Source organism: Tabrizicola sp. T74, from assembly GCF_057219935.1.
In genome coordinates this window covers 252,677-273,465 of the sequence record NZ_JBXVVT010000006.1, presented here as the reverse complement: position 1 = coordinate 273,465, position 20,789 = coordinate 252,677, and the positions used below count along the sequence as shown (strand labels likewise).

The window sequence follows — 20,789 nt, the reverse complement described above, 5'->3', positions numbered from 1 at the left end:
CTCGGGCTGCGTCTCCCCGCATGCCCCGCGCCGCGCCGCCTGATTCGCGGCCTCAGCCCGGGGCCCAGGCTTCCGCCGCCTTGCCAGGTCGCAGGATCTGGAAACTGCCCGCCGGCAGGCTTTGCCACTCGCCCTCCACCCCGCCCGGCCAGATCACGCGCAGCTCTGCCTCGGCCGCATCGCCCAGCCCGAAGTGCAGCCACCCGACCGAGCCCGAGACATGCCCCCCGCCCGAGGTCACCTCGTGCCGCTCCACCACCTCGCCACGCTTGATCTCGATCACCGCGCCGATGGCATCTCGGTTGCTGCCGTCCTGCGCCAGGCGCACCTGCACCCAGCCGCCCGCCGTCTCGCCGGTCTGCCGCCAGACCTCGGCCGGGGTCCAGCGGTTCACCACCACCAGGTCGAGCTTGCCGTCCAGGTTCAGATCCACCACCTGCGCCCCCCGCGCGATCCCCATGCTGGCCACGCCCGCGCGGTCGCCCGCCTCGACAAAGGTCCCGTCGCCCACCGAAAGCAACAGGTTGTTCGGGTCCTTCTCGGCAAAGTCCGGCATTTTCGCCACGTTGCCTTTGGCAACAAACAGGTCCAGCCGCCCATCATTGTTCACGTCCGCGAATTGCGGATGCCAGGCAGTCGAGGGTTTGAGGTCGCCCCCGGTATAGGGCCGGTGCGCGGTGATCCCCGACTTGAACGCAATGTCGGCATAGTCCGGCTTGCCCGAAGCGGTGTCCTTCAGGACCTGGAACTTGTTGTCGGCCATCGAGGTCAGGTAATAGTCTGGATAGCCGTCCAGCGTGATGTCCGCGCTGGCGATCCCCATCCCCCAGATCCGCAAACGCTTCCAGCCGTCGTCCTTTTCGGTGTAGAGCCACGGAGCCTCACCGGGCTCCAGATGCCACATCTGCTCTTGTCCGCCCTTGTAGTACTCCCGGTCGTTCGACACCCGCAGCGAGGGATGGCCCGAACGGTTCCAGTCGGTGAAGAGGATCGACAACGCGCAGTAGGACGGCGTCAGTGGGATCGGCGCGCCGAAGCGGTCACCTTCCGGCCGATGCAGCCAGTTGTCGGTGCAGGACCCCCAGGGAAACGCTTCTTCCTTCCGGTCGACATAGTTGCCGATGGCGATGGTTGGCCAAGTCTGTCCCTTCTCCCAGATCGCCGCAAAGGCTGTCGACCAGGCATCGCCGCCGTCAAAGCCCCAGGCCTCGTTCACTTCCTCGAACTTGCACTGCCCAAGGCCCCGCAGGACCTTGTTCTCGCCCAGCCGCAGGACAACCAGGTCCATCACCCCGTCGCTGTCGATGTCCAAGGGATAGGCCCCGAGCACCGCATCCAGCGTCACCGCATCGGTCTTCTCGAAGGCCAGGGCACCGCCTTGCGGGCTGCGGTTCAGATACAGCGCCGACGGCGCCGCACCGCCCGACAGGAACACCTCGGGGAAGCCATCGCCGGAACAGTCAAAGGTCGCGACCCCGCCGCCGACCATGTACTCCCACTCGCCCTCGAAGACGGTGGTCAGACCCGCCGTCTTCGTCTCATCGGTGAAGGTCGGGACCAGCGGTTCGGCGCAGGCGGGGGCCGCAAGGGCCAGGAACACCAGGACGCGCATCAGGCTTCGGTCTTCAGCGCGGCAGCCAGCGCTCCGATGGCACGGCCCTGGTCCAATCCCGCGTCGTTGCCGAACCGGAAGTGGATGCCCCCGTAAAGCCTTGACATCGCAGCCTCTTCCGCCGCCGCGTTGAACGAGGCGAAGCTCCGGATCGGCAGGCCCTCATCCTCATGCGTGGCGTCGTCGAAGGCGAAGTTGTCGCCGAAGACCGCGGTCAGCACCGTCGAGGCCGCACCCGATTGCGTCGAGTGACCCGAGGTGTATTCCGGGAAGGGCGGGGTGATCAGCAAAGGCTCCCAGGCCTTGTCGATGTGGCGCTTGATGTAGGTCACCGGGCGCAGAAGGTTGTACTTGTACTTGGTCGACCAGCAGGACACGAAGGCATCCGACTGTGCGCAGCCGAGTTTTGCCAGCGCAGCTGCAATGGTCTCGACCGGCATCGCATCGCGGTCGGCGATCTGCATCACGATGGAAATCCAGTGCCCGGCTGGAGTAGGGGTCAGCATCGCATCGTCCGACCAGAAGCGGGCGATCAGTTTCTGCTCGTCGGTCAGGGCCTTGCCCACATCGTGCACTTCCTTGGCAAAGCCAAAGAAGGCCGACGTCGGCGCTTCTTCGTAGTCCGGGTGTGCGGGCGCATCCATTGCCGCCATATCTCGGATGGCAAAAGGCCGATTGCTTCCCCAGGCTGGGAGCAGTGGCGCCTGCTGCAGGCGGACGGCAGAGGTCGGCACCCAGTCCTGCGGAAGCGTCCCGGGGGTGTACTCCATCGGGAAGCCAAGGTTCTCGATCACCGCGCCGCCGTCTGCGGCCGCCCAGTCCAGGATATGCGCCGCAATAGCCTCGCCATGTGCCACGCTGCGGCTCACCACGTCCGCGGCCATGCCTTCGCTGGCCATGCGGCCCATGATCTCGCCCAGCTTCTCCATCGCCCGCTGTCCGGTGGGTCCGGTGTTGGCGAAAAGCCCGCTCACGACGGAATTAAGTGCAGCGTGCAGGACGCAAGGCTCATCGAATTCCCCTTCGCCCCGTGCGGGCAGGGGGGACAGGTCGGTCACCTGACCCGCCAGACTGCGAAGGCCCGGATTGCCCGTCGCCAAAGCCTCATGCGCCGTGACCCCGATGTACCCGAAGGCCCGGGCGGCCACGGGTGGCATGTAGGTCGCGGTATGGCGGACAAGCTCCAGGATCAGTTTGTGCCAGGTGAGCAGAACCTCGCGCGAGACATCGGCGCGGCCAGCAGCCAGCGCGGGCTTCAGGGCAAGCGCGAATGGCGCGGCAACGGCAAGGCCAAGAACCTGGCGGCGCTGAAATGGCATGTTTCCCTCCGGACTATGCGAAGGGTTTTGTCATGCGCCAATGGCTCGCGCAAATGCTTTCAGTGCCGCCCGGTCAGCCAGTTCCCCACCGCCGCCAGCCGCGATGGCCCTGCGCCCTCGCGGTCCTCGCGCCGGTCTGCAGCGTTCAGAAGCGCATACATCCCGTGCACCCCCAGCCAGCGGATCGGCTCCGGCTCCCAGTCGCGCACCTTCCGGTTGACCCAGGGAAGATGCGTCAGGTCCGTCTCCCGCGCCAACGCCAGATCCGCCAGCGTCCGCCCCGCAAGGTTGGAGGTCGAAACCCCCACCCCCACATAGCCCCCCGCCCAGCCAAGGCCGGTCACCGGGTCCAGCCCGACCGTCGCGCACCAGTCGCGCGGCACGCCCAGCACGCCGCACCAGGCATGGTCGATCTTCGCGCCCTTGGCGGCGGGGAAATGCCGGTGCAGGATCGCTGTCAACCGCCGGATCGTCTCCGGGTCCGGGGCGCCGTTCGTATCAAGGTTCGACCCATAGCGATACGGCACCCCCCGCGCGCCCACGGTGATCCTGCCCTCGCGCGTCCGCTGGCAATAGCAATAGGCATTGGCGAAATCTCCAATGATTTCATGCCCCTCCCAGCCGATCTTCGCCCAGACCTCCGGCGGCAATGGCTCTGTCGCAATCTGGGCCGAGTTCATCGGCAGCCATTCGCGCTTCCGCCCCGGCAGCCCCGCCGTGAAGCCTTCGGTGCAGCGCAGGATCACCGGGGCCTCGACGCGGCCCTTGTTCGTCGTCACCACCCCCGGCTCATAGCCCGTCACGGTCGTTCCCTCGACGATCCGCACCCCCGCCCGCTCCACCGCCTTGGCCAGCCCCCGCACCAGTTTCGCCGGCTGCACCCGCGCCACGTTCGTCACCACCATGGCCCCAAGCGCGCCGGGGATACGAATTCGGTCCGACAGGTCGCGGGCCGACATCTCGAACACCCGACCGTCCTCACCCCAATGCCGACGATGCTCCACTTCGGCCTTCATCCGCCCGACCTGAGCAGGCTTCGTCGCCACCATCAGCTCGTCCGTCCGCCGGATGTCCGCGTCGATCCCGCAGGCCTCGGCCACCCGGATCACCTCATCCACCGTGCCGTTCATCGCCTCGACCATCGCCCGCACTGCCGCCTCTGACGAGCTCTCCAGATACCGCGCATGATTCCAGGCGAACCCGCCGGTCAGCCAGCCGCCATTCCGGCCGCTGGCACCGAAGCCTGCGAACTCCTTCTCGATCACCAGGATGTCCAGCGCGGGGTTCGCCTGCTTCAGGTACCAGGCCGTCCACAGCCCCGTATACCCCGCCCCGATGATCGCCACATCCGCCGTCGTGTCCCCGGCCAGGGCCGCACGCCGATAGGGCTGCCCGATGTCGGCATACCAGAACGAGACGTCTCCGATCCGCATGGAACCCCCTGTTTTCGGCCAAGGGGCCACAGGCCGGGCCGCATTTCAAGGATTATGCCCGTTGCCAAGGCCGCGTCCCCCGCCGATGCTGCCGGAAAACCACGCGAGACGGTCATGCAAGGCTTCTTCGTCCCCGGCCCCTACGATGACGGCGACCCGGTCACCGGACATTACTACGAGACAGCTTCTGCCGACCCGACCCGCCCCCAGGTCTGGGGCTACACCGCCGCGCTCTCCTACCGTCCGGGCGAGACCCTCCGCCTCCACGCCATGTCCTCGTCCCGCGAGTCCCGTCTGACCATCGCCCGCGACGGGTTGACGCCCTTCACCGTCCTCGACACCACCATCACCCCGACCTTCGCTGCCACGCCGCCCGACTGTTCGGTCAAGGGCTGCGGCTGGCCCGTGGCTTTCCAAACTGAAATCCCCACCCACTGGCCCAGCGGTGTCTACACCGTCACCCTCGCCATCGACGGCCACAGCTCCCAGGGCCTCTTCGTCCTGAAACCCGCCCAGCCCACCGCGAAACTGGCCCTGATCCTCGCCACCGGCACCTGGTGCGCCTACAACGACTGGGGCGGGTCGAACCATTACCAGGGCCTCTGCGGCCCCACGGGTGGAGACTTCGCCGCCGAGGTCAGCCTCCTTCGCCCCTGGGCCAAAGGCTTCGTCCGCTGGCCCGACGACGCCCCCCGCATCCCGTATGCCTCGCCGCTCCTCTCGCGCCCCCGCTACCCGCATATGGACTACGCCCGAGCAAATGGCATTTCGAAGAAATACGCCTCTTCCGGCTGGGCGGCCTTCGAACGCCCCTTCGCCCTCTGGGCCGAAGACCAGGGCATCGCGCTCGACTATCTCACCCAGCACGACCTCCACGCCGACCCTCAGCTCCTCAAAGGCTACCAACGCGCCGTGATCGTCGGCCACGACGAATACTGGACGTGGGAGATGCGCGACCACCTCGACGCCTGGATCGACGCTGGCGGCCAGCTTGCCCGTTTCGGCGGCAATTTCTTCTGGCAGACCCGCCTCTCCGACGACCTGACCACACAAACCTGCCACAAGTCGCGCGCCGAGGCCGAAGATCCCCTCGCCACCACCAACCGCATCACCAGCTACTGGGACCACCCCCGCGCCCGCCGCCCCGCGGTTGCGACGATGGGCCTGACCGGCAGCATGGGCGTTTACGCGGGGTGGAGCCGCTGCGCCGCTCACGGCTCGGGCGGCTTCACGCTTTACCGCCCCGACCATTGGTCGATGGCCGGGACGGGGCTTGGCTACGGCGATGTCCTTGGCGCGCAATCGAAAATCTTCGCCTATGAAGTCGACGGCATCGACTACGAAATGCGCAAGGGCCTGCCGTACCCCGCGCCGGATTCGGGGCTGGAAGGCGACCTCGCCATCGTCGCCCTCTCCCCCGCCACCACGCTCGCCCACCACACCGGCCGCCATGACATGGACCATTTCATCGGCACGCTCGACGCCGAAGAGGTCGCCCAGACGATCTACGGCGAGGTCACCCCCGAAACCCTCGGCCTCGCCAGCCGCGGCAACGGCTGCATGGCGGAATACCGGCGGGGCAGGGGGGCCGTCTTCAACGCCGCCTCCTGCGAGTGGGTCGCGGGCCTGATCGCTCGGGAACGCCCCGTGGAAGTCGTCACGCGGAACATCCTTTTGGGCGATTGGGGGTGACCCCTTTCGCAAACCGCCCCCATCGGCTAGGCCTTCGCCCATGTTGAGCACGTCCGATCTTGCAGTCGCGCGCGGCGGGGTGACGGTCCTGCAGGGCCTGACCTTTGCGCTGATGCCCGGCCAGGCGCTGATCCTGCGCGGGCCGAACGGGTCGGGAAAGACGACGCTTCTGCGGACGCTGGCCGGTCTGCAACCGCCCGCCGAGGGCACTTTCCACCTGCCCCCCGACAGCGTCGCCTATGCCGCCCATGCCGACGGCCTCAAATCCACCCTCACCGTCGCGGAAAACCTGAGCTTCTGGTCACAAATCTACGGCGGCCCCGCCATCGACCACGCCCTGACCGCCCTCAACCTCACCCAACTCACCCGCCGCCGCGCCGGGGAACTGTCGGCAGGTCAGAAACGCCGCCTCGGCCTCGCGCGCCTCCTGGTGACGGGCCGCCCCGTCTGGCTCCTCGACGAGCCCACCGTCAGCCTCGACGTCGCCTCCGTCGCCCTTTTCGCCGATGTCGTCCGCGCGCACCTTGCCAATGGCGGCCTCACCGTCATCGCCACCCATGTCGACCTCGGCCTGCCCGAGGCGACGGTCCTCGACCTCGATCCCCACCGCGCCCGGGTAATCCAGTCTACCGGCTTCGACGAGGCCTTCGCATGAAGGCCCTCCTCCTTCGTGACCTGCGGCTGGCCTTCCGCTCCGGCGGCGGCTTCGGGCTGGGCCTCGCCTTCTTCTTCCTCCTCTCCGTCCTCGTCCCCCTCGGCGTCGGCCCCGAAGGCGGCACGCTTTCCCGCATCGCCCCCGGCATCCTCTGGGTGGGAGCACTCCTGGCCTGTCTCCTCTCGCTCGACCGCATCTTCGCGCTGGACCATGAGGACGGCTCCCTCGACCTCCTCGCCACCGCGCCGATCCCGCTGGAGGCCGTCGTCGCGATCAAGGCCCTCGCGCACTGGATCGTCACCGGCCTTCCCCTGACGCTGATCGCCCCGGGCCTCGCCATCTTCCTGAACCTCCCCCCCGCCGGCTACCAATGGCTGGTCCTCAGCCTCTTCCTCGGCACCCCGGCCCTCTCGATCATCGGGGCCTTCGGTGCCGCCATCACTGTCGGGCTGCGGAGGGGAGGTCTCCTCCTCAGCCTCCTCGTCCTGCCGCTTTACGTGCCCACCCTGATCTTCGGGGCCGAGGTCGTGCGCCGGGGAGCCGAGACCATGGCCCTCGCCACCCCATTGGCACTTCTCGCCGCAATCAGCCTTGGCGCCGCCGCCCTCCTCCCTTTCGCGGCCGCAAGCGCAATCCGCGTCAATTTGCGCTGAGGACTCGCGAGATGGTGTGTTGAGCGGAAAACCGGAACAGGATAGGCGAAGCGCCATGTCGATCTGGGAATATGCGAACCCGAAGAAGTTCATGGCCACCTCGGCCTGGATGCTCCCCTGGGCAGTGGGGCTGACTGTCGTGCTTCTGGTGGTGGGCCTCGTCTGGGGCTTCTTCTTCACGCCCGACGACTACAAGCAGGGGTCCACCGTCAAGATCATCTACCTGCACGTGCCGTCCGCGATGATGGCGATCAATGCTTGGGTGATGATGCTGGTGACCTCGCTCATCTGGATCATCCGCCGCCACCATGTGAGCGCACTGGCCGCCAAGGCCGCCGCGCCCGTGGGCCTGACCTTCACCCTGATCGCGCTGGTCACCGGTGCGCTGTGGGGCCAGCCGATGTGGGGCACCTGGTGGGCCTGGGACCCGCGGCTGACATCCTTCCTGATCCTGACGCTCTTCTACTTCGGCTACATCGCCCTTTGGGCCGCGATCGAGGACCCGGATACCGCCGCCGACCTGACCTCGATCCTCTGCCTGGTGGGTTCCGTCTTCGCGCTCCTCTCCCGCTATGCGGTGAATTTCTGGAACCAGGGGCTGCACCAGGGGGCCTCGCTGTCCCTCGACAAGGAGGAGAACGTGTCCGACGTCTTCTGGATCCCTCTCCTCGTCTGCATCGCCGGGTTCGTACTGCTGTTCGTGACCATGGTCCTCCTAAGGACCCGGACGGAAATCCGTGCGCGGCGGCTGAAGGCGCTTCTGGCGCGGGAAAGGGTGGCGTGATGCCGGATCTGGGGAAATATGCCTTCGCGGTGCTGGGGTCCTATGCGGCCACGGCGCTGCTGATCGCTGGGCTGGTGGGGCTGACCTTGTGGCAGTCGGCCCGGATGAAACGCGCGCTGGCCGAGATTGAGGCGCGGCAGGGGAAAGTCGATGGCTAGGTGGCTGATGCTCGCACCCCCGATCCTGTTTGCGGGGCTGGCGGGGTTGTTCTACGCAGGCATGTACCGCGACAACCCGGGAGAGTTGCGGTCGGTCTTCGTTGGCCGTGCGGCACCTGCGCTGCCCGCGACCACGCTGCCCGGCATCCCGGGCCTGACCGAGGCCGACCTGCGGACCGGCGAGGTGACGGTGGTGAATTTCTGGGCCACCTGGTGCCCGCCCTGCCGGGCCGAGCATCCGGTGCTCCTCAAGATGGCCGCCGACGGGGTACGGGTCGCCGGGGTCAACATCCGCGACGACGATCAGAAGGCGCTGGACTATCTGGCCGAGGAAGGGAACCCCTTTCTGGGCGTCGCGACGGACCCCACGATGCGGGGGGCGATCGAGTGGGGGGTGACCGCCCCGCCCGAGACCTTCATCATCGCGGGGGACGGGACCGTTCTGTTCCGCTTTCAGGGGCCGCTGGTCGGGACCGACTACGAGACCCGCTTCCTGCCTGAACTGGAAAAGGCGCTGGCGGGCGGCTGAGTGTCCACGGTGGACAGGGACTTCCGCTCCAAGGATATCAAGGACTTCTCCGCGGACGTTAGGGGTTTTTTAACCCCTGCGGGTGGTGGGCCAACCCCGCGCAAAGTGCGCGGGAACGGCCCACCCTACGGGGCGTTCCGCGTCAGATCAGCGCCAGGACGATCATGAAGGTCAGTGCCGCAATCAGCGTCAGGTCGACGGGTGCCGGGGTGGGCAAGGCGCGGTCGCGGGGCCGGGCGGACAGGCTGGCCTGGGAACGAAGCGGGGGAAAACGGTCGGACATGGGGTAAAGCCTTCTGGCTGGGGTCCCGGCCAGATTGCCGCTGAATATGAGAACAAAAAGTGAAAGCCCGGGGCTTGCCCGGGCCTTCCATGGAAACAATGCGTTTCCGAAATCAGGACGCCGCGAGGTCGCGCAGCACGTAGTGCAAGACGCCGCCGTTCTCGACATATTCGATCTCGATCTCGGTATCGATCCGGCACTTGATCTGGATCGTCACCTTGCGGCCGTCGCCATAGGTGATGTGGCAGGGCACCAGGCTCAGCGGCTTCAGGTTGCCCTCCAGCCCCTCGATCGACACCACCTCGTCGCCCTTCAGGCCCAGCGTCTTGCGGGTCTGGCCGCCGGTGAACTCGAACGGGATGACGCCCATCCCGACCAGGTTCGACCGGTGGATCCGCTCAAAGCTCTCGGCGATCACCGCCTTGACGCCCAACAGCGCCGTGCCTTTCGCGGCCCAGTCGCGCGACGACCCCGCGCCGTATTCGATGCCGCCAAAGATCACCAGCGGCGTGCCTTGCGCCTGATAGGCCATCGAGGCGTCGTAGATCGAGGTCTGCTGGCCGTCCGGCCCAAGGGTATAGCCGCCCTCAACCCCATCCAGCATCTCGTTCTTGATGCGGATGTTGGCGAAGGTCCCGCGCATCATCACCTCATGGTTGCCACGCCGGGCGCCGTAGGAGTTGAACTCGGACACCGGAACTTGCCGCTCCGTCAGATACTTGCCGGCCGGAGTTGAGGCCTTGAATGAACCGGCAGGCGAGATGTGGTCGGTGGTGATCATGTCGCCCAGAAGCGCCAGCACCCGGGCGCCGGTGATGTTCTTTATGACACCGGGCGTCGCCGACATGCCCTGGAAGTAGGGCGGGTTCTGGATGTAGGTCGACGATGCCGGCCAGTCGTAGGTCTCCGAGTCGGTGATCTGCACGCCCTGCCACTTGGCATCGCCCTTGAAGACATCGGCGTATTTCTTCTGGAACGCCTCGCGCGTCACGACCGCGTGGACGATGTCGGCGATTTCCTTGTTCGTGGGCCAGATGTCCTTGAGGTACACGGGCTTCCCGTCCTTGGACGTCCCCAGCGGCTCCGTCGTCAGGTCGATGTTCATGTCACCCGCCAGCGCATAGGCGACGACCAGCGGCGGCGAAGCCAGGTAGTTCGCGCGGACGTCCGGCGAGATGCGGCCCTCGAAGTTGCGGTTGCCCGACAACACGGCAGCAGCCACCAGGTCCCCCTCGTTGATCGCCTTGGAAATCTCCGGCTGCAGGGGGCCAGAGTTGCCGATGCAGGTGGTGCAGCCGTAGCCCACAAGGTTGAAGCCGACGGCGTCCAGGTCCTCCTGCAGGCCCGCGGCGTTCAGGTATTCCGACACAACCTGCGACCCGGGGGCGAGCGAGGTCTTCACCCAGGGCTTGCGGTTCAGACCCAAAGCCCGAGCCTTCCGCGCCACCAGCCCCGCGCCGATCAGAACATAGGGGTTCGAGGTGTTGGTGCAGGAGGTGATGGACGCAATAACCACCTTCCCCGAGGAGAGCTTGTAGCCTTCGCCTTCGACGGCGACTTCCACGCCCTGCGGACGCTTGAAGCTGGCCTCCATCTCCTTGGCGAAGCTGGATTTTGCGTCCGTGAGCGGCAAGTAGTCCTGCGGGCGCTTCGGGCCCGAGATCGCCGGGACGATGGTCGACATGTCGAGGTGCAGCGTCGAAGTATAGATTGGATCATAGTCCGGCCCGCGCCACATGCCGTTCGCCTTGGCATAGGCTTCGACCAGCGAGATGCGGGCGGTGTCGCGGCCCGTCATGTGCATGTAGCGGAGCGTCTCGTCGTCGATCGGGAAGAAGCCGCAAGTCGCGCCGTATTCGGGGGCCATGTTGGCGATGGTGGCGCGGTCGGCGAGCGGCAGATGGTCGAGGCCCTCGCCATAGAATTCGACGAACTTGTTGACGACGCCATGCTTGCGCAGCATCTGCACGACCTTCAGCACCAGGTCCGTCGCCGTGGTGCCTTCGCGCATCGCGCCGGTCAGCTTGAAGCCCACGACTTCCGGGATCAGCATGGACACAGGCTGGCCGAGCATCGCAGCCTCGGCCTCGATCCCGCCGACGCCCCAGCCAAGGACCGCAAGGCCGTTGACCATGGTGGTGTGGCTGTCGGTGCCGACGAGCGTGTCGGGGTAGGCCACCAGGTTGCCGTCCTGGTCGGTGTCCGTCCAGACGGTCTGCGCCAGGTATTCCAGGTTCACCTGGTGGCAGATGCCGGTGCCGGGCGGCACGACGCGGAAGTTGTTGAACGCCTTCTGCCCCCATTTCAGGAAGACGTAACGCTCCATGTTCCGCTCATACTCGCGGTCCACGTTCATCTGGAAGGCGCGGGGGTGGCCGAATTCGTCGATCATCACCGAATGGTCGATGACAAGGTCGACGGGGACCAGCGGGTTGATTTTCGCGGCCGAGCCCTTCAGGCCCTTGATCCCGTCGCGCATCGCGGCAAGGTCCACGACGGCCGGAACGCCGGTGAAGTCCTGCATCAGCACGCGGGCCGGGCGATAGGCGATCTCGATCGGGTTCTGGCCGCCGTTCTTGCCCCAGGTCGAAAAAGCCTTGATGTCATCGACGCTGACGGTCTTCGCGTCCTCGAACCGCAGCATGTTCTCCAGCACCACCTTCAGAGAGGCGGGCAGCTTCGAGAACTCACCCAGGCCCGCCGCCTCGGCCGCAGGGATCGAGTAATAGCTGACCGTCTGGCCCCCTGCGGTCAGGGTCTTGCGGGTCTTGGAAAGGTCATGTCCAACGGTGACGGTCATCTCTGGCTCCCTGGAAAGGCGGCTTCGCGCGGCATTGTATGCAATTGTATGCCGAATATCCAGCCCCGGATTGCGTCAAACTTTACTGCATGTGACAGGTCTCTCGCAAAACCTTGATTGGCTCGTGTCACCTGGCGTCCCTATAAGGCAATGGGGACCAGGATCGGGAAAGTCACTATGCGACATTTCGTCAGCGCTGCATGCGGGCTTTGGCTTGCCGCTGCGAACCCTTTGCAGGCCGAGCCGGTGGTCGTGGTCGAGCTTTATACCTCGCAGGGCTGTTCCTCCTGTCCGCCAGCCGATGAATTCGTGGCGATGCTGGCCTCGAACCCGCAGATCCTGCCGCTCGCGCTGCACGTCGACTATTGGGATTACATCGGCTGGGAAGACAAGTTCGCCGATCCCAAGTTCACCGACCGCCAGAAGGCCTATGCCAAGGCCATCGGCAGCCGGACGATCTATACGCCGCAGCTGATCATCGGCGGGGCGGACCGGATTGAAGGGTTTGCGCCCGAGGAGACCGCCGAACGGCTGCGGGCGCATCTGAAGGCGGGCAGTCCGGTGCGGCTGACCGTCACGCGCGAAGGTGACCGGCTGGTGATCCGGGCCGAGGCCGACCCGCCCTTGACCGAACCGGTGCGGGTGCAGCTGGTGCGCTACCGGCCGTCCGAGACGGTGATGATCGAGCGGGGCGAGAATGCCGGCAAGACGATCACCTACACCAACATCGTGACCTCGTGGGAACGGCTGGACGACTGGTCGGGCCAGGAACCACTGGAGGTTTCGGCGCCGTTTGACGGGGAAGACCCGGGCGCGGTGATCGTGCAGCAGGACGGACCGGCGGCGATCCTTGCGGCGGCGCGGGTCGACTGACGGTAGGGTGCGCTGTAGCACCCCCTACGCCTGACCGCCTTTCCAGCGCCGATGGATCCAGAACCACTGGCCGGGATGGGCCAGGACCCGCCGCTCCAGCGCCTGGGTGACGGCCACCATCATCGTCTCGGGGTCCGAAGGCGGGACCGGCGGGTCAAGCTCGACCCGGAAGCCCAACCCGTCGGGCTGGCGCGTGGCGAAGAAGGGGATCAGGTCCGCCTTCAGCCGCAGCGCCAGTTCCGCCGCCGACAGCGCCGTGCGCGCGGGATGGCCCAGGAAGGGCAGGGCGGGTGCGCCGGGCACGTCCTGGTCGAACAACAGGACCAGCTGCCCCCCCGCCTTCAAATGCCGCACAAAGCCCGCCGTTCCCGCCCGGCCCTGCGGAAAGACCGGCCCGCCAAAGGCCTGCATCGTGCGCACGTAATGCGCGTTGAAATAGCTGTTCGACAGGTTGCGATAGAGCCCGCCGATGTCGAACCCGCGCGCGACCAGCGCCGCCCGCGCGGCCTCGTAATTCCCGAAATGGCCCGAGACCAGGATCACCGGCCGCCCCGCATCCCGTGCCGCGACCAGCGCGGCATAGCCCGGTCCCTCGGGCTCGATCGCCCGCGCCCGTGCCAGGAAGGCCCGGGTCGAATAGTTCTCGATCAAGGTGCGCCCCGCGTTGTCGAGCGAAGCGTCGGCAATCGCCGCCCGCTCGGCCTTTGTCTGGTCCGGCCAGACCAGCGCCAGGTTTTCCCGTGCCCGCGCGCCATAGCCCGCATAGGGCCCGATCACCCGCCGCATCAGCCAGCCGACAAAGCCCACGCGCCACGTGTACGGCAGGCCCAGGGCCAGAGTGATCAGCCCGCGCGCGGCCAGGTTGACCAGATAGTGATCGGGCCGGAAGGGCGGGCGGTCAGCCGAAGGTTCGGGGCCGTCTTGGGACATCGGGTCTTTCAGGACTTGGTCGCGCGCGAGGCCAGCGTCTCGCGGTGCCAGACATAAAGTCCCGCGCCCACGATCACAAGCGCACCGATCACCGTCCAGCGGTCCGGCCACTGGTCATACAGCACCACCCCCCAGAAGGTGGCAAAGACGATCCCCAGATAGGCGAAGGGCGCGACGATAGACGCCTCGGTGATGGAGAAGCTGCGGATGATGCACAATTGCGCCCCGGTGCCGAGGCAGGCGATCAGCCCGAACTTCCACAGGTCGCCCGCTGCAATCGGCTCCCAGTAGAAAGGCAGGGCGGCCCCCGCAACGATGGTCCCGAACAGCGAGGCATAGACCATCGAGGCCCAGACGCTTTCCTGCGCGCCGATCTTGCGGGTCAGAAGCGCAGAGGTCGCATAGGACAGCGCACAGAGGAGCGGCAGGACCGCCGCCCAGGTGAAGACGCCAGCCCCCGGCCGGATCACGATCAGCGCGCCGATCAGCGCGACGACTACCCCGGCGATGCGGCGGGGACCAAGCTTTTCGCCCAGGAACAACGCCGCGCCCAGCGTGATCAGGACCGGGTTGATGTCGGCAATCGCGGTGGCTTCGGCCAGGCCGATGAAGGGCAGCGACAGGAAGAAGAACGTGGTCGCCCCGAACTGCGAGGCCGAGCGCCAGACATGCAGCACCGGAAACCGCGTGCGCAGGACGGGTCCCAACTGATGACGCAGGATCAACAGGACCAGCACCAGCTGCCCGGCAAAGCGCACCCAGATCACCTGCGGCGCGGGGTAGGTGGCGATCAGGCCCTTGGCCGTCGCATCCATCGCCGTGAACAGGAAGACCGCGAGGATCATCAACGCCACGCCGCGCGTGACTTGGGATAGGGGGGCGGCGGACATGGCCCCGTTCTAGGCGGGCGGGAACGGCGCCGCAAGGGTGGGCTCGGCCGCGCGTGCTCGCCTGCGGCCTTGGCAGGGGCGGGGTGGGCCGACAGCCCCAGTCCTGAAACGCCGCCTCGGGTTCAGGAAAGACGTCAAGAAAACCGGAAAAGCAGCTGATGAAAAACGCCTTTCCCTGCATCGCTACCAACAGGGCAGACCGCCGGGCGGCGCTGGCCCGACCTAGTCCTCTTCCTCCTGGATCAGGGTGATCTCGCCGCTTGATTCCAGTGTGCGGATCGCGCCGATGATGGCGTTCATCGCCTCTTCGGCGTCCTTGTCCTTGATCTTGCCGCGCGTGCCCATTTCTTCGCGCAGGCCCTGGGCCAGGCGCTGCGAGATGTTGGCCAGGATGAATTCCGCCGCCTCTTCCAGCCCGGGCTTGCCCTGGGCAGCCGCGAGCGCGGTGACCAGAAGCGGCTGTTCCACCAGGCGGGTGATCTTCGGCGTGTCGCGCGGGTTCAGGCGCGTGGGGATATGGACGAAGGTGAAGATCGCCTTCCGCACCTCGGCGGCGAAGGCGGCATCCTCGGCCTCCAGCCCCTGCAGGACATCGTCGCGGGTCAGGGACGGCGAGATGTTCAGGATCGCGCCCACCCGTTCCACCGGCCCCTGGTCAAAGGCCTTGGGCGGCTGGTTGTCCAGTTCCGCCAGCAGCGCAATGCCAATCCGGCGCACGGTTTCGGGGTCGACATTGCCGGTCAGCGATACCGCATAGGCCACCCGGCGCGCCCGTTCGCCCGGCAACTTGCCCAGAAGTTCCGCGGCCTTGCCGACCGGCACCTTGGACAGCATCACGGCGCCCACCTCCACCGCCTCGTTCAGCAGGATCGGCAGCAGGCGTTCTGGCGGCAGGTTGGTGATCCGTTCCCACGGGTCGATCTTGGACGAGGCCGAGGACATCCGACGCAACCGTTGCGCGGCCGATTGCGAGATGTGGCCGTCCATGATCGACAGGGCGCCTTCGATCCCGCCCGGGAAGGCAAGGCCGACCGATTCAAGCTCGCTCAGGAACTCATCCACCACCTCGTCCAGGGTGGTACGGTCGACCAGCCGCATCTCGGCCATCTGTTCGGCCAGGGCCGCCTGCATGTGGTCGGGCAAGGAGGACAGGGGCAGCGAGGTGCCTTCGGTCAGAAGATAGCGCACGATCACCGCCGCCTTCTGCCGGGGCGTCAATGACCGGCGCGGCAGGGAAGGCACGGAAGACGACCTGCGTTCCGGGGTGATCCGGGCAAGGGGCATCATGTCCTGGGGCATCAGGTCCTCATCGATTCCTCTGACAAGGACCCTCGCAGTCCCGGGTTAACGGGACCTTGATCGCCGGGCTCAGCTGGACGGATTCTCGACACAAGCGCCCTTTGCGGCATCCCAGGTCGTCCCGGGCATGCAGCTGGCGGCGGTCTGTTCGCCGTGCTTGCCCGCGCATTGCGCGAAGGCAAAGCCGGGGAGAAGGGCAATCGCCAGTGCGGCGAGGGTCGTCGTCGTCTTCATCGGTCGTCCTCCTTCAGGGTCAGTAGGTGTAAGTCACTCCGGTGGTAATCGCGGTGGCAAGCGCGGTCTCGGCCCAAGTGCCGGTGCCGTCCGCCGCGCGGATTTCGTCAAGCTGGGCCCGGGCCAGGTCCATCTCGTTCATCTGGACCAGAAGCTGGCCATAGTAGCTGCGCGCCAGGATGTTTTCCGGATTCAGGGCAATGGCCCGTTCGTAGGCGGCAATGCCTTCCTCGACCCGGCCGGTCTGGCGCAGGAGGAAGCCCAGGTAGGTCATCACCCGGCTGGTTTCGCCCTCGGTCATCGTGGCGAGGATCGCCAGCGCCTCGTCATGCCGCCCGGCATAGGCCAGTTCCCGCACCGCACCAAAGCGCTGGTCGTCGTTCAGGCTGGACTCTTCCGCCTTGATGCAGGCCTTGGTCTTTTCATCCCAGACCTCGCCCTTGGCGCATTCGGTGGTGGTCTCGGTGGGCGTCGGCGGCTCGCTGTCATTGCTGCCCGCCGCAAGGGCAAGCTGCGGCGCCAGGGCCAGGGCAGCGGCAAGGATCATGCGCATAAGCGGACCTTTCGGCAATTTCCGGAAAGGTAGCATGATTGTCGTCAAGGCAAGAACGGAATGTGCGCGCGGCCTTTCAATGGCCGATCACGGTTCCGTCAACTGCCGAAGACCCGGGCGAAAATCGTGTCGACGTGCTTGGTGTGGTAGCCGAGGTCGAACTTCTCCTCGATTTCCGCCGGCGACAGCGCCGCCGTGACTTCGGGGTCGGCCAGAAGCTCGGTCTTGAAGTCCGCGCCCTTCTCCCAGACCTTCATCGCGTTCCGCTGCACCAGGCGATAGCTGTCCTCACGGGAAACGCCGGCCTGGGTCAGCGCCAGGAGCACCCGCTGCGACATGACCAGGCCTTTGAACTTGTTCATGTTCTTCAACATGTTTTCCGGGTAGACCACCAGCTTTTCGACGACCCCCGCCAGCCGGTGCAGCGCGAAGTCGAGGGTGATCGTCGTGTCCGGCCCGATCATCCGCTCCACGCTGGAATGGCTGATATCCCGCTCATGCCACAGCGCCACGTTCTCCAAGGCCGGGACGACGGCCATCCGCACAAGCCGCGCCAGACCCGTCAGGTTCTCCGTCAGCACCGGGTTCCGCTTGTGCGGCATCGCCGACGAGCCCTTCTGGCCGGGAGAGAAGAACTCCTCCGCCTCCAGCACCTCGGTCCGCTGCATGTGGCGGATCTCGATGGCGACGTTCTCGATCGAGGACGCAATCACCCCCAGCGTCGCAAAGAACATCGCATGCCGGTCGCGGGGGATGACCTGGGTGCTGATCGGCTCGGGCGCGAGGCCCAGCATCTTGCAGACATGTTCTTCCACGCGCGGGTCAATGTTCGCGAAGGTGCCGACCGCGCCCGAAATCGCCCCCGTCGCTACTTCCGCCCGCGCCGCCACCAGCCGCTGCCGGTTACGCGCCATCTCGGCGTAGAAGCGGGCGAAGGTCAGGCCCATCGTGGTCGGTTCGGCATGGATGCCGTGGCTCCGCCCGATCCGCACCGTATCCTTATGCTCATACGCCCGGGCCTTCAGCGCCGCCAGCACCCGGTCCAACCCCTTGAGCAAAAGGTCCGCTGCCCGCACCAGCTGGATGTTCAGTGTGGTATCAAGGACGTCCGACGAGGTCATCCCCTGGTGCACGAACCGCGCATCCTCGGCCCCGATATGTTCGGCCAGATGCGTCAGGAAGGCGATCACGTCGTGCTTCGTCACCGCCTCGATCTCGTCGATCCGGGCGACGTCGAACTGCACGTCCTTCGCGCGCCAGACGGCCTCGGCATTGGCCTTCGGGATCACGCCCAAAGCCGCCTGGGCGTCGCAGGCATGGGCCTCGATCTCGAACCAGATCTTGAAGCGGATTTCCGGGGACCAGATCGCCACCATTTCGGGGCGGGAATAGCGCGGGATCATCGGGGCCTCCGGCAGCAGGGAACGCCGCCCCCTTACGCCGCGCCGCCGCAGCGCGCAAGGCGTCAGGGAAAGGCCGCGACCAGCCCGGGCGGGATCACCAGCGGGGTCACCAGACCGGCCAGAAGCGCCACCAGGCTGACCGAGACCACGCCCCCCGCGAACACCACCGCAGACCCCAGCCACATAGCGCGCCGGGACAGCGGCACCGACAGATGGGCAAAGACCGCCATGACCGCCAGCCCGTAGTAGACCGCAAAGACCAAGGGCCAGGGCAGGGGCGCGTGCAGCCCCGCCGCCGCAAAGGCCAGATCCGTCTCGGTCCCCTGCCAGCGCGCGGCCAGGACCGCGCCCAGATGGACCAGCAGGAACAGGGCCAGATAGGCCCCCGACAGGGTCTGCAGCGTCACGCGCGGCCGCCGGGCCAAAAGCGTCAGACCTGCGCCAATCTGGAAACAAACCGCGGCCAGCAGCAGGGGTTCGACGATAGGGTTGCGATAGACGACCCGCAGCGCATCCTGCACCGCCCGGTGCACCTCCTGCCCCCAAAGCCCCGCCAGATGGTTGCCAAGGTGCAAGAGCAGGAACAGGCCCAGCAGGACCGCGACCCCCCGGTGCAGCCGCCGCAGGGTCATGCGGCAAGCCCGATCAGGCCCAGGGCGGAAATCACCAGGAAGGCCAGCCATTGCGGCAGAATCCGCAGCGTTCCCAACCGCTTCCACCCGTAGAATATGAACAGTCCTGCCGCCGACAGGAACAGGAGGATGGGCAACAACGCCAGCGCCAGGGCCAGTTCCGGCAGGAAGGCCGCAGCGATCAGGAACAGCCCGCCAAGCGCCATCACTGCGGTCACTGCGTGCCAGACCACCGACCAGACCGCCTTTGCCGGTTCCGGCCAATGGGCGGCGACCATGGGTCGGTGAATCTCGCGCCCGCCCAGAAAGATATGGACCAGATTCAGCAGCTGTGCCGCAATTCCGGCCGAAAGCAACCAGGTGTTCATCATGACCTCCATACGGTTGCGTATGGATAGCGCGACCCGCTGGACCTTGTCCATACGGCTGCGTATGTTTGTCGCATGACCGACCGGGAAAACAGGCAGAGACTGGGGCGCAACGACTGGGTGCTGGCGGGGCTGCGGGCCCTGGTCCAGGGCGGAATTGCTTCGGTAAAGGTTGAAGCCCTGGCGCGCGACCTTGGGGCGACTAAGGGCTCTTTCTATTGGCATTTCAAGGATCTCGGCGAACTTCATCAGACAATGCTTGAACTGTGGGAGACAGTGGCCACCACAGCAATCACCCAGACCGTGCGCAATTCGGGACGCGATCCCCTTGGTCAGCTGATGCTTCTGGTCGACATGGTCTCTGTCCGTCCGGGCGCGGCCTTCGGCGGGGTGGAGATCGAGCCTGCCCTGCGCGACTGGGGCCGCAGCGACCCCCTGGCAAGGGCCGTCCTGCAGCGGGTCGACCGGCAACGGCTGCAGGATCTGCAAGAGTTTCTGCGCGCGGCAGGGGTCACAGAAACCGAACTGTTGCCAAAGGCGCAACTCATTTATGCCGCAGTGATCGGGTTAGAAAACCTGAGACTGACGACCGGGGTCGAGATGGAGCCGCCGCTCCGTGACCTGGTGAACAGGCTGGTGGCAAGGTGAAGGGGCGCCTGCAACGCGCGGGCGGACGTGGCAGATGAGTGAAGACGAAGGCAACTGGCATCTGGTGATCGGCGCCCTGCTTGGCGCGGCAGTGGTCCTTCTGGCTGGCGGCTATCTCGGCTGGCTGCACCCGCTCGGCGATTCGCTGGCGGTCGGACGCGGCATCGCTGCGGCGGTGATCCTGATCCTCGCGGTCATCGCCAGCTTCTCGGGCCTCAGGATGGCCGCCTTCGTCTCGGTGCTGCTGGCGCTTCTGACGGGGGGGCAGGTGCTTCTGGCCTATGCCTGGCCGGGGCTGCCGGGGACCTATTCGGTCTACCAGAAGAACATGCTATTCAGGAACGCCGACCTGCCGGCGCTGGAGGCCGACATTCGCGCCACCGCCCCGCAGATCGTGACCCTGCAAGAGGTCTCGGACCCCAATATCGCGCTGGTCGAGGCGCTGAAGGATGCCTATCCGCACCAGCATGTCTGCCCGGGCGGGGCCGTTGGTGGCACGGCGATCCTGACCCAGCTGACCCCGGTCGAAGGCACCGCCTTCTGCGCGCCGGGGCTGGCCGTGATGCAGGTCGTGGCGGGGCCCGAGGGGCAGGACCGGTTCTGGCTCGCCTCGGTGCACCTGCACTGGCCCTGGCCCTACAGCCAGGCCGAGCATGTGGAGCGTCTGCTCCCGATCCTTGACCGGCTGCAGGGGCCGGCGATCATGGCGGGCGATTTCAACATGGTGCGCTGGGGCAGCTCGGTCACCCGGATGGCCGACATCCTGGAGCTGCGCCCCGCGGGTCCGACCTTCGGCAGCTACCTCGGGTTGTCCGAGACCATCCGCCTGCCGATCGACCACATCTTCGCCACCCGCGGCGGCCGGGTCAGCCCGCGCGCGGCGCTGGGGTCTGACCACCTGGGCCTCTTGGCGCAGGTCGAGATCTGAGGGCGGGGCTTTCGCTGTCCACGGTGGACAAACGCTGATGGTCCTTTGTTTGCAAGGGGTTGTCCGCGGACGTTAGGGGTCTGTTAAGACCTTGTCTTTCGTCCACGGAACCG

The 20,789-nt window shown here is 66.5% G+C and carries 22 protein-coding genes; 9 read left to right on the top strand and 13 right to left on the bottom strand.

Annotation, left to right across the window (positions count from 1 at the left end):
- Positions 1-52: 52 nt before the first annotated feature.
- From AC2EAL_RS18435 to AC2EAL_RS18425, 3 genes are read right to left on the bottom strand one after another with little or no spacing between them, the layout of a single operon-like run.
- The gene (locus AC2EAL_RS18435) at positions 53-1,612 is read right to left on the bottom strand and encodes a CRTAC1 family protein (protein WP_484725693.1); all 1,560 of its coding nucleotides are present in this window, start codon (positions 1,610-1,612) and stop codon (positions 53-55) included.
- Positions 1,612-2,931 carry a vanadium-dependent haloperoxidase gene (locus AC2EAL_RS18430; RefSeq protein ID WP_484725692.1) on the bottom strand — a complete coding sequence of 440 codons (1,320 nt, stop codon included), beginning with the start codon at positions 2,929-2,931 and terminating at the stop codon, positions 1,612-1,614. Before AC2EAL_RS18430 ends, AC2EAL_RS18435 begins: the two co-directional genes overlap by 1 nt.
- 59 nt (positions 2,932-2,990) lie before the next feature.
- Positions 2,991-4,364: an NAD(P)/FAD-dependent oxidoreductase gene (locus AC2EAL_RS18425; protein WP_484725691.1), complete on the bottom strand. Its 1,374-nt coding sequence runs from the start codon at positions 4,362-4,364 to the stop codon at positions 2,991-2,993.
- Between the two features lie 54 nt (positions 4,365-4,418).
- Here AC2EAL_RS18425 and AC2EAL_RS18420 point away from each other — a divergent pair, with 54 nt between their 5' ends.
- Genes AC2EAL_RS18420 through AC2EAL_RS18395 form a run of 6 tightly spaced genes read left to right on the top strand, consistent with a single transcriptional unit; the run spans position 4,419 to position 8,835 of the window.
- Positions 4,419-6,056, top strand: coding sequence for a N,N-dimethylformamidase beta subunit family domain-containing protein (locus AC2EAL_RS18420; RefSeq protein ID WP_484725690.1), 1,638 nt, complete (start codon positions 4,419-4,421; stop codon positions 6,054-6,056).
- A 40-nt stretch (positions 6,057-6,096) separates the two neighbouring features.
- Positions 6,097-6,711: a heme ABC exporter ATP-binding protein CcmA gene (gene ccmA, locus AC2EAL_RS18415; protein ID WP_484725689.1), complete on the top strand. Its 615-nt coding sequence runs from the start codon at positions 6,097-6,099 to the stop codon at positions 6,709-6,711.
- Entirely contained in the window at positions 6,708-7,364 is a 657-nt protein-coding gene (gene ccmB / locus AC2EAL_RS18410) for a heme exporter protein CcmB (RefSeq protein WP_484725688.1), read from the top strand. The genes ccmA and ccmB overlap by 4 nt, the downstream gene beginning before the upstream one ends.
- Positions 7,365-7,419: 55 nt before the next feature.
- On the top strand, positions 7,420-8,148 hold the full coding sequence (locus AC2EAL_RS18405) for a heme ABC transporter permease (RefSeq protein ID WP_484725687.1): 729 nt from the start codon (positions 7,420-7,422) through the stop codon (positions 8,146-8,148).
- Complete coding sequence (gene ccmD, locus AC2EAL_RS18400) at positions 8,148-8,306, top strand: heme exporter protein CcmD (RefSeq protein ID WP_484725686.1); 159 nt, start codon at positions 8,148-8,150, stop codon at positions 8,304-8,306. The genes AC2EAL_RS18405 and ccmD overlap by 1 nt, the downstream gene beginning before the upstream one ends.
- Positions 8,299-8,835, top strand: a complete 537-nt coding sequence (locus AC2EAL_RS18395; RefSeq protein ID WP_484725685.1) for a DsbE family thiol:disulfide interchange protein — start codon at positions 8,299-8,301, stop codon at positions 8,833-8,835. Before ccmD ends, AC2EAL_RS18395 begins: the two co-directional genes overlap by 8 nt.
- Positions 8,836-8,977: 142 nt before the next feature.
- Here the strand turns inward: AC2EAL_RS18395 and AC2EAL_RS18390 are convergent, their stop codons facing one another.
- Positions 8,978-9,118, bottom strand: coding sequence for a hypothetical protein (locus tag AC2EAL_RS18390; RefSeq protein WP_484725684.1), 141 nt, complete (start codon positions 9,116-9,118; stop codon positions 8,978-8,980).
- Positions 9,119-9,230: 112 nt separating this feature from the next.
- Complete coding sequence (acnA, locus tag AC2EAL_RS18385) at positions 9,231-11,918, bottom strand: aconitate hydratase AcnA (protein WP_484725683.1); 2,688 nt, start codon at positions 11,916-11,918, stop codon at positions 9,231-9,233.
- Between the two features lie 177 nt (positions 11,919-12,095).
- Here acnA and AC2EAL_RS18380 point away from each other — a divergent pair, with 177 nt between their 5' ends.
- Complete coding sequence (locus AC2EAL_RS18380) at positions 12,096-12,791, top strand: DUF1223 domain-containing protein (protein ID WP_484725682.1); 696 nt, start codon at positions 12,096-12,098, stop codon at positions 12,789-12,791.
- Positions 12,792-12,815: 24 nt separating this feature from the next.
- Here AC2EAL_RS18380 and AC2EAL_RS18375 read toward each other — a convergent pair whose 3' ends face one another.
- From AC2EAL_RS18375 to AC2EAL_RS18340, 8 genes are all read right to left on the bottom strand, one after another.
- Entirely contained in the window at positions 12,816-13,721 is a 906-nt protein-coding gene (locus AC2EAL_RS18375) for a lysophospholipid acyltransferase family protein (protein ID WP_484725681.1), read from the bottom strand.
- Positions 13,722-13,729: 8 nt separating this feature from the next.
- A complete protein-coding gene (locus AC2EAL_RS18370; RefSeq protein ID WP_484725680.1) occupies positions 13,730-14,611 on the bottom strand; it encodes a DMT family transporter in 882 nt (293 codons plus the stop codon).
- 222 nt (positions 14,612-14,833) lie between these two features.
- On the bottom strand, positions 14,834-15,910 hold the full coding sequence (locus tag AC2EAL_RS18365; protein ID WP_484725679.1) for a flagellar motor switch protein FliG: 1,077 nt from the start codon (positions 15,908-15,910) through the stop codon (positions 14,834-14,836).
- A 69-nt stretch (positions 15,911-15,979) separates the two neighbouring features.
- Positions 15,980-16,144, bottom strand: coding sequence for a hypothetical protein (locus AC2EAL_RS18360; RefSeq protein ID WP_484725678.1), 165 nt, complete (start codon positions 16,142-16,144; stop codon positions 15,980-15,982).
- A gap of 19 nt (positions 16,145-16,163) precedes the next feature.
- On the bottom strand, positions 16,164-16,691 hold the full coding sequence (locus AC2EAL_RS18355) for a tetratricopeptide repeat protein (RefSeq protein WP_484725677.1): 528 nt from the start codon (positions 16,689-16,691) through the stop codon (positions 16,164-16,166).
- Positions 16,692-16,795: 104 nt separating this feature from the next.
- Positions 16,796-18,100 (bottom strand): adenylosuccinate lyase, encoded by a 1,305-nt coding sequence (gene purB / locus AC2EAL_RS18350; RefSeq protein ID WP_484725676.1) that lies wholly within the window; start codon positions 18,098-18,100, stop codon positions 16,796-16,798.
- Positions 18,101-18,162: 62 nt separating this feature from the next.
- On the bottom strand, positions 18,163-18,732 hold the full coding sequence (locus AC2EAL_RS18345; protein WP_484725675.1) for a hypothetical protein: 570 nt from the start codon (positions 18,730-18,732) through the stop codon (positions 18,163-18,165).
- Positions 18,729-19,100, bottom strand: coding sequence for a hypothetical protein (locus tag AC2EAL_RS18340; protein ID WP_484725674.1), 372 nt, complete (start codon positions 19,098-19,100; stop codon positions 18,729-18,731). Before AC2EAL_RS18340 ends, AC2EAL_RS18345 begins: the two co-directional genes overlap by 4 nt.
- A 75-nt stretch (positions 19,101-19,175) precedes the next feature.
- On the opposite strand from AC2EAL_RS18340, the gene AC2EAL_RS18335 reads away from it, so the two are divergent.
- Complete coding sequence (locus tag AC2EAL_RS18335) at positions 19,176-19,748, top strand: TetR/AcrR family transcriptional regulator (RefSeq protein ID WP_484725673.1); 573 nt, start codon at positions 19,176-19,178, stop codon at positions 19,746-19,748.
- Between the two features lie 34 nt (positions 19,749-19,782).
- Complete coding sequence (locus AC2EAL_RS18330) at positions 19,783-20,676, top strand: endonuclease/exonuclease/phosphatase family protein (RefSeq protein ID WP_484725672.1); 894 nt, start codon at positions 19,783-19,785, stop codon at positions 20,674-20,676.
- The last annotated feature ends 113 nt before the right edge of the window (positions 20,677-20,789 follow it).

Excerpts from the sequence above, each read along its gene's own strand:
- AC2EAL_RS18340 (WP_484725674.1), bottom strand. The coding sequence starts at position 19,100 with ATGAACACCTGGTTGCTTTCGGCCGGAATTGCGGCACAGCTGCTGAAT.
- AC2EAL_RS18420 (WP_484725690.1), top strand. The coding sequence starts at position 4,419 with ATGCCCGTTGCCAAGGCCGCGTCCCCCGCCGATGCTGCCGGAAAACCA.
- AC2EAL_RS18390 (WP_484725684.1), bottom strand. The coding sequence starts at position 9,118 with ATGTCCGACCGTTTTCCCCCGCTTCGTTCCCAGGCCAGCCTGTCCGCC.
- AC2EAL_RS18375 (WP_484725681.1), bottom strand. The coding sequence starts at position 13,721 with ATGTCCCAAGACGGCCCCGAACCTTCGGCTGACCGCCCGCCCTTCCGG.
- AC2EAL_RS18370 (WP_484725680.1), bottom strand. The coding sequence starts at position 14,611 with ATGTCCGCCGCCCCCCTATCCCAAGTCACGCGCGGCGTGGCGTTGATG.
- acnA (WP_484725683.1), bottom strand. The coding sequence starts at position 11,918 with ATGACCGTCACCGTTGGACATGACCTTTCCAAGACCCGCAAGACCCTG.
- AC2EAL_RS18425 (WP_484725691.1), bottom strand. The coding sequence starts at position 4,364 with ATGCGGATCGGAGACGTCTCGTTCTGGTATGCCGACATCGGGCAGCCC.
- AC2EAL_RS18395 (WP_484725685.1), top strand. The coding sequence starts at position 8,299 with ATGGCTAGGTGGCTGATGCTCGCACCCCCGATCCTGTTTGCGGGGCTG.
- ccmD (WP_484725686.1), top strand. The coding sequence starts at position 8,148 with ATGCCGGATCTGGGGAAATATGCCTTCGCGGTGCTGGGGTCCTATGCG.
- AC2EAL_RS18435 (WP_484725693.1), bottom strand. The coding sequence starts at position 1,612 with ATGCGCGTCCTGGTGTTCCTGGCCCTTGCGGCCCCCGCCTGCGCCGAA.
- ccmA (WP_484725689.1), top strand. The coding sequence starts at position 6,097 with ATGTTGAGCACGTCCGATCTTGCAGTCGCGCGCGGCGGGGTGACGGTC.
- AC2EAL_RS18345 (WP_484725675.1), bottom strand. The coding sequence starts at position 18,732 with ATGACCCTGCGGCGGCTGCACCGGGGGGTCGCGGTCCTGCTGGGCCTG.
- AC2EAL_RS18335 (WP_484725673.1), top strand. The coding sequence starts at position 19,176 with ATGACCGACCGGGAAAACAGGCAGAGACTGGGGCGCAACGACTGGGTG.
- AC2EAL_RS18380 (WP_484725682.1), top strand. The coding sequence starts at position 12,096 with ATGCGACATTTCGTCAGCGCTGCATGCGGGCTTTGGCTTGCCGCTGCG.
- AC2EAL_RS18330 (WP_484725672.1), top strand. The coding sequence starts at position 19,783 with ATGAGTGAAGACGAAGGCAACTGGCATCTGGTGATCGGCGCCCTGCTT.
- purB (WP_484725676.1), bottom strand. The coding sequence starts at position 18,100 with ATGATCCCGCGCTATTCCCGCCCCGAAATGGTGGCGATCTGGTCCCCG.
- AC2EAL_RS18405 (WP_484725687.1), top strand. The coding sequence starts at position 7,420 with ATGTCGATCTGGGAATATGCGAACCCGAAGAAGTTCATGGCCACCTCG.
- AC2EAL_RS18430 (WP_484725692.1), bottom strand. The coding sequence starts at position 2,931 with ATGCCATTTCAGCGCCGCCAGGTTCTTGGCCTTGCCGTTGCCGCGCCA.
- AC2EAL_RS18365 (WP_484725679.1), bottom strand. The coding sequence starts at position 15,910 with ATGCCCCAGGACATGATGCCCCTTGCCCGGATCACCCCGGAACGCAGG.
- AC2EAL_RS18360 (WP_484725678.1), bottom strand. The coding sequence starts at position 16,144 with ATGAAGACGACGACGACCCTCGCCGCACTGGCGATTGCCCTTCTCCCC.
- AC2EAL_RS18355 (WP_484725677.1), bottom strand. The coding sequence starts at position 16,691 with ATGATCCTTGCCGCTGCCCTGGCCCTGGCGCCGCAGCTTGCCCTTGCG.
- ccmB (WP_484725688.1), top strand. The coding sequence starts at position 6,708 with ATGAAGGCCCTCCTCCTTCGTGACCTGCGGCTGGCCTTCCGCTCCGGC.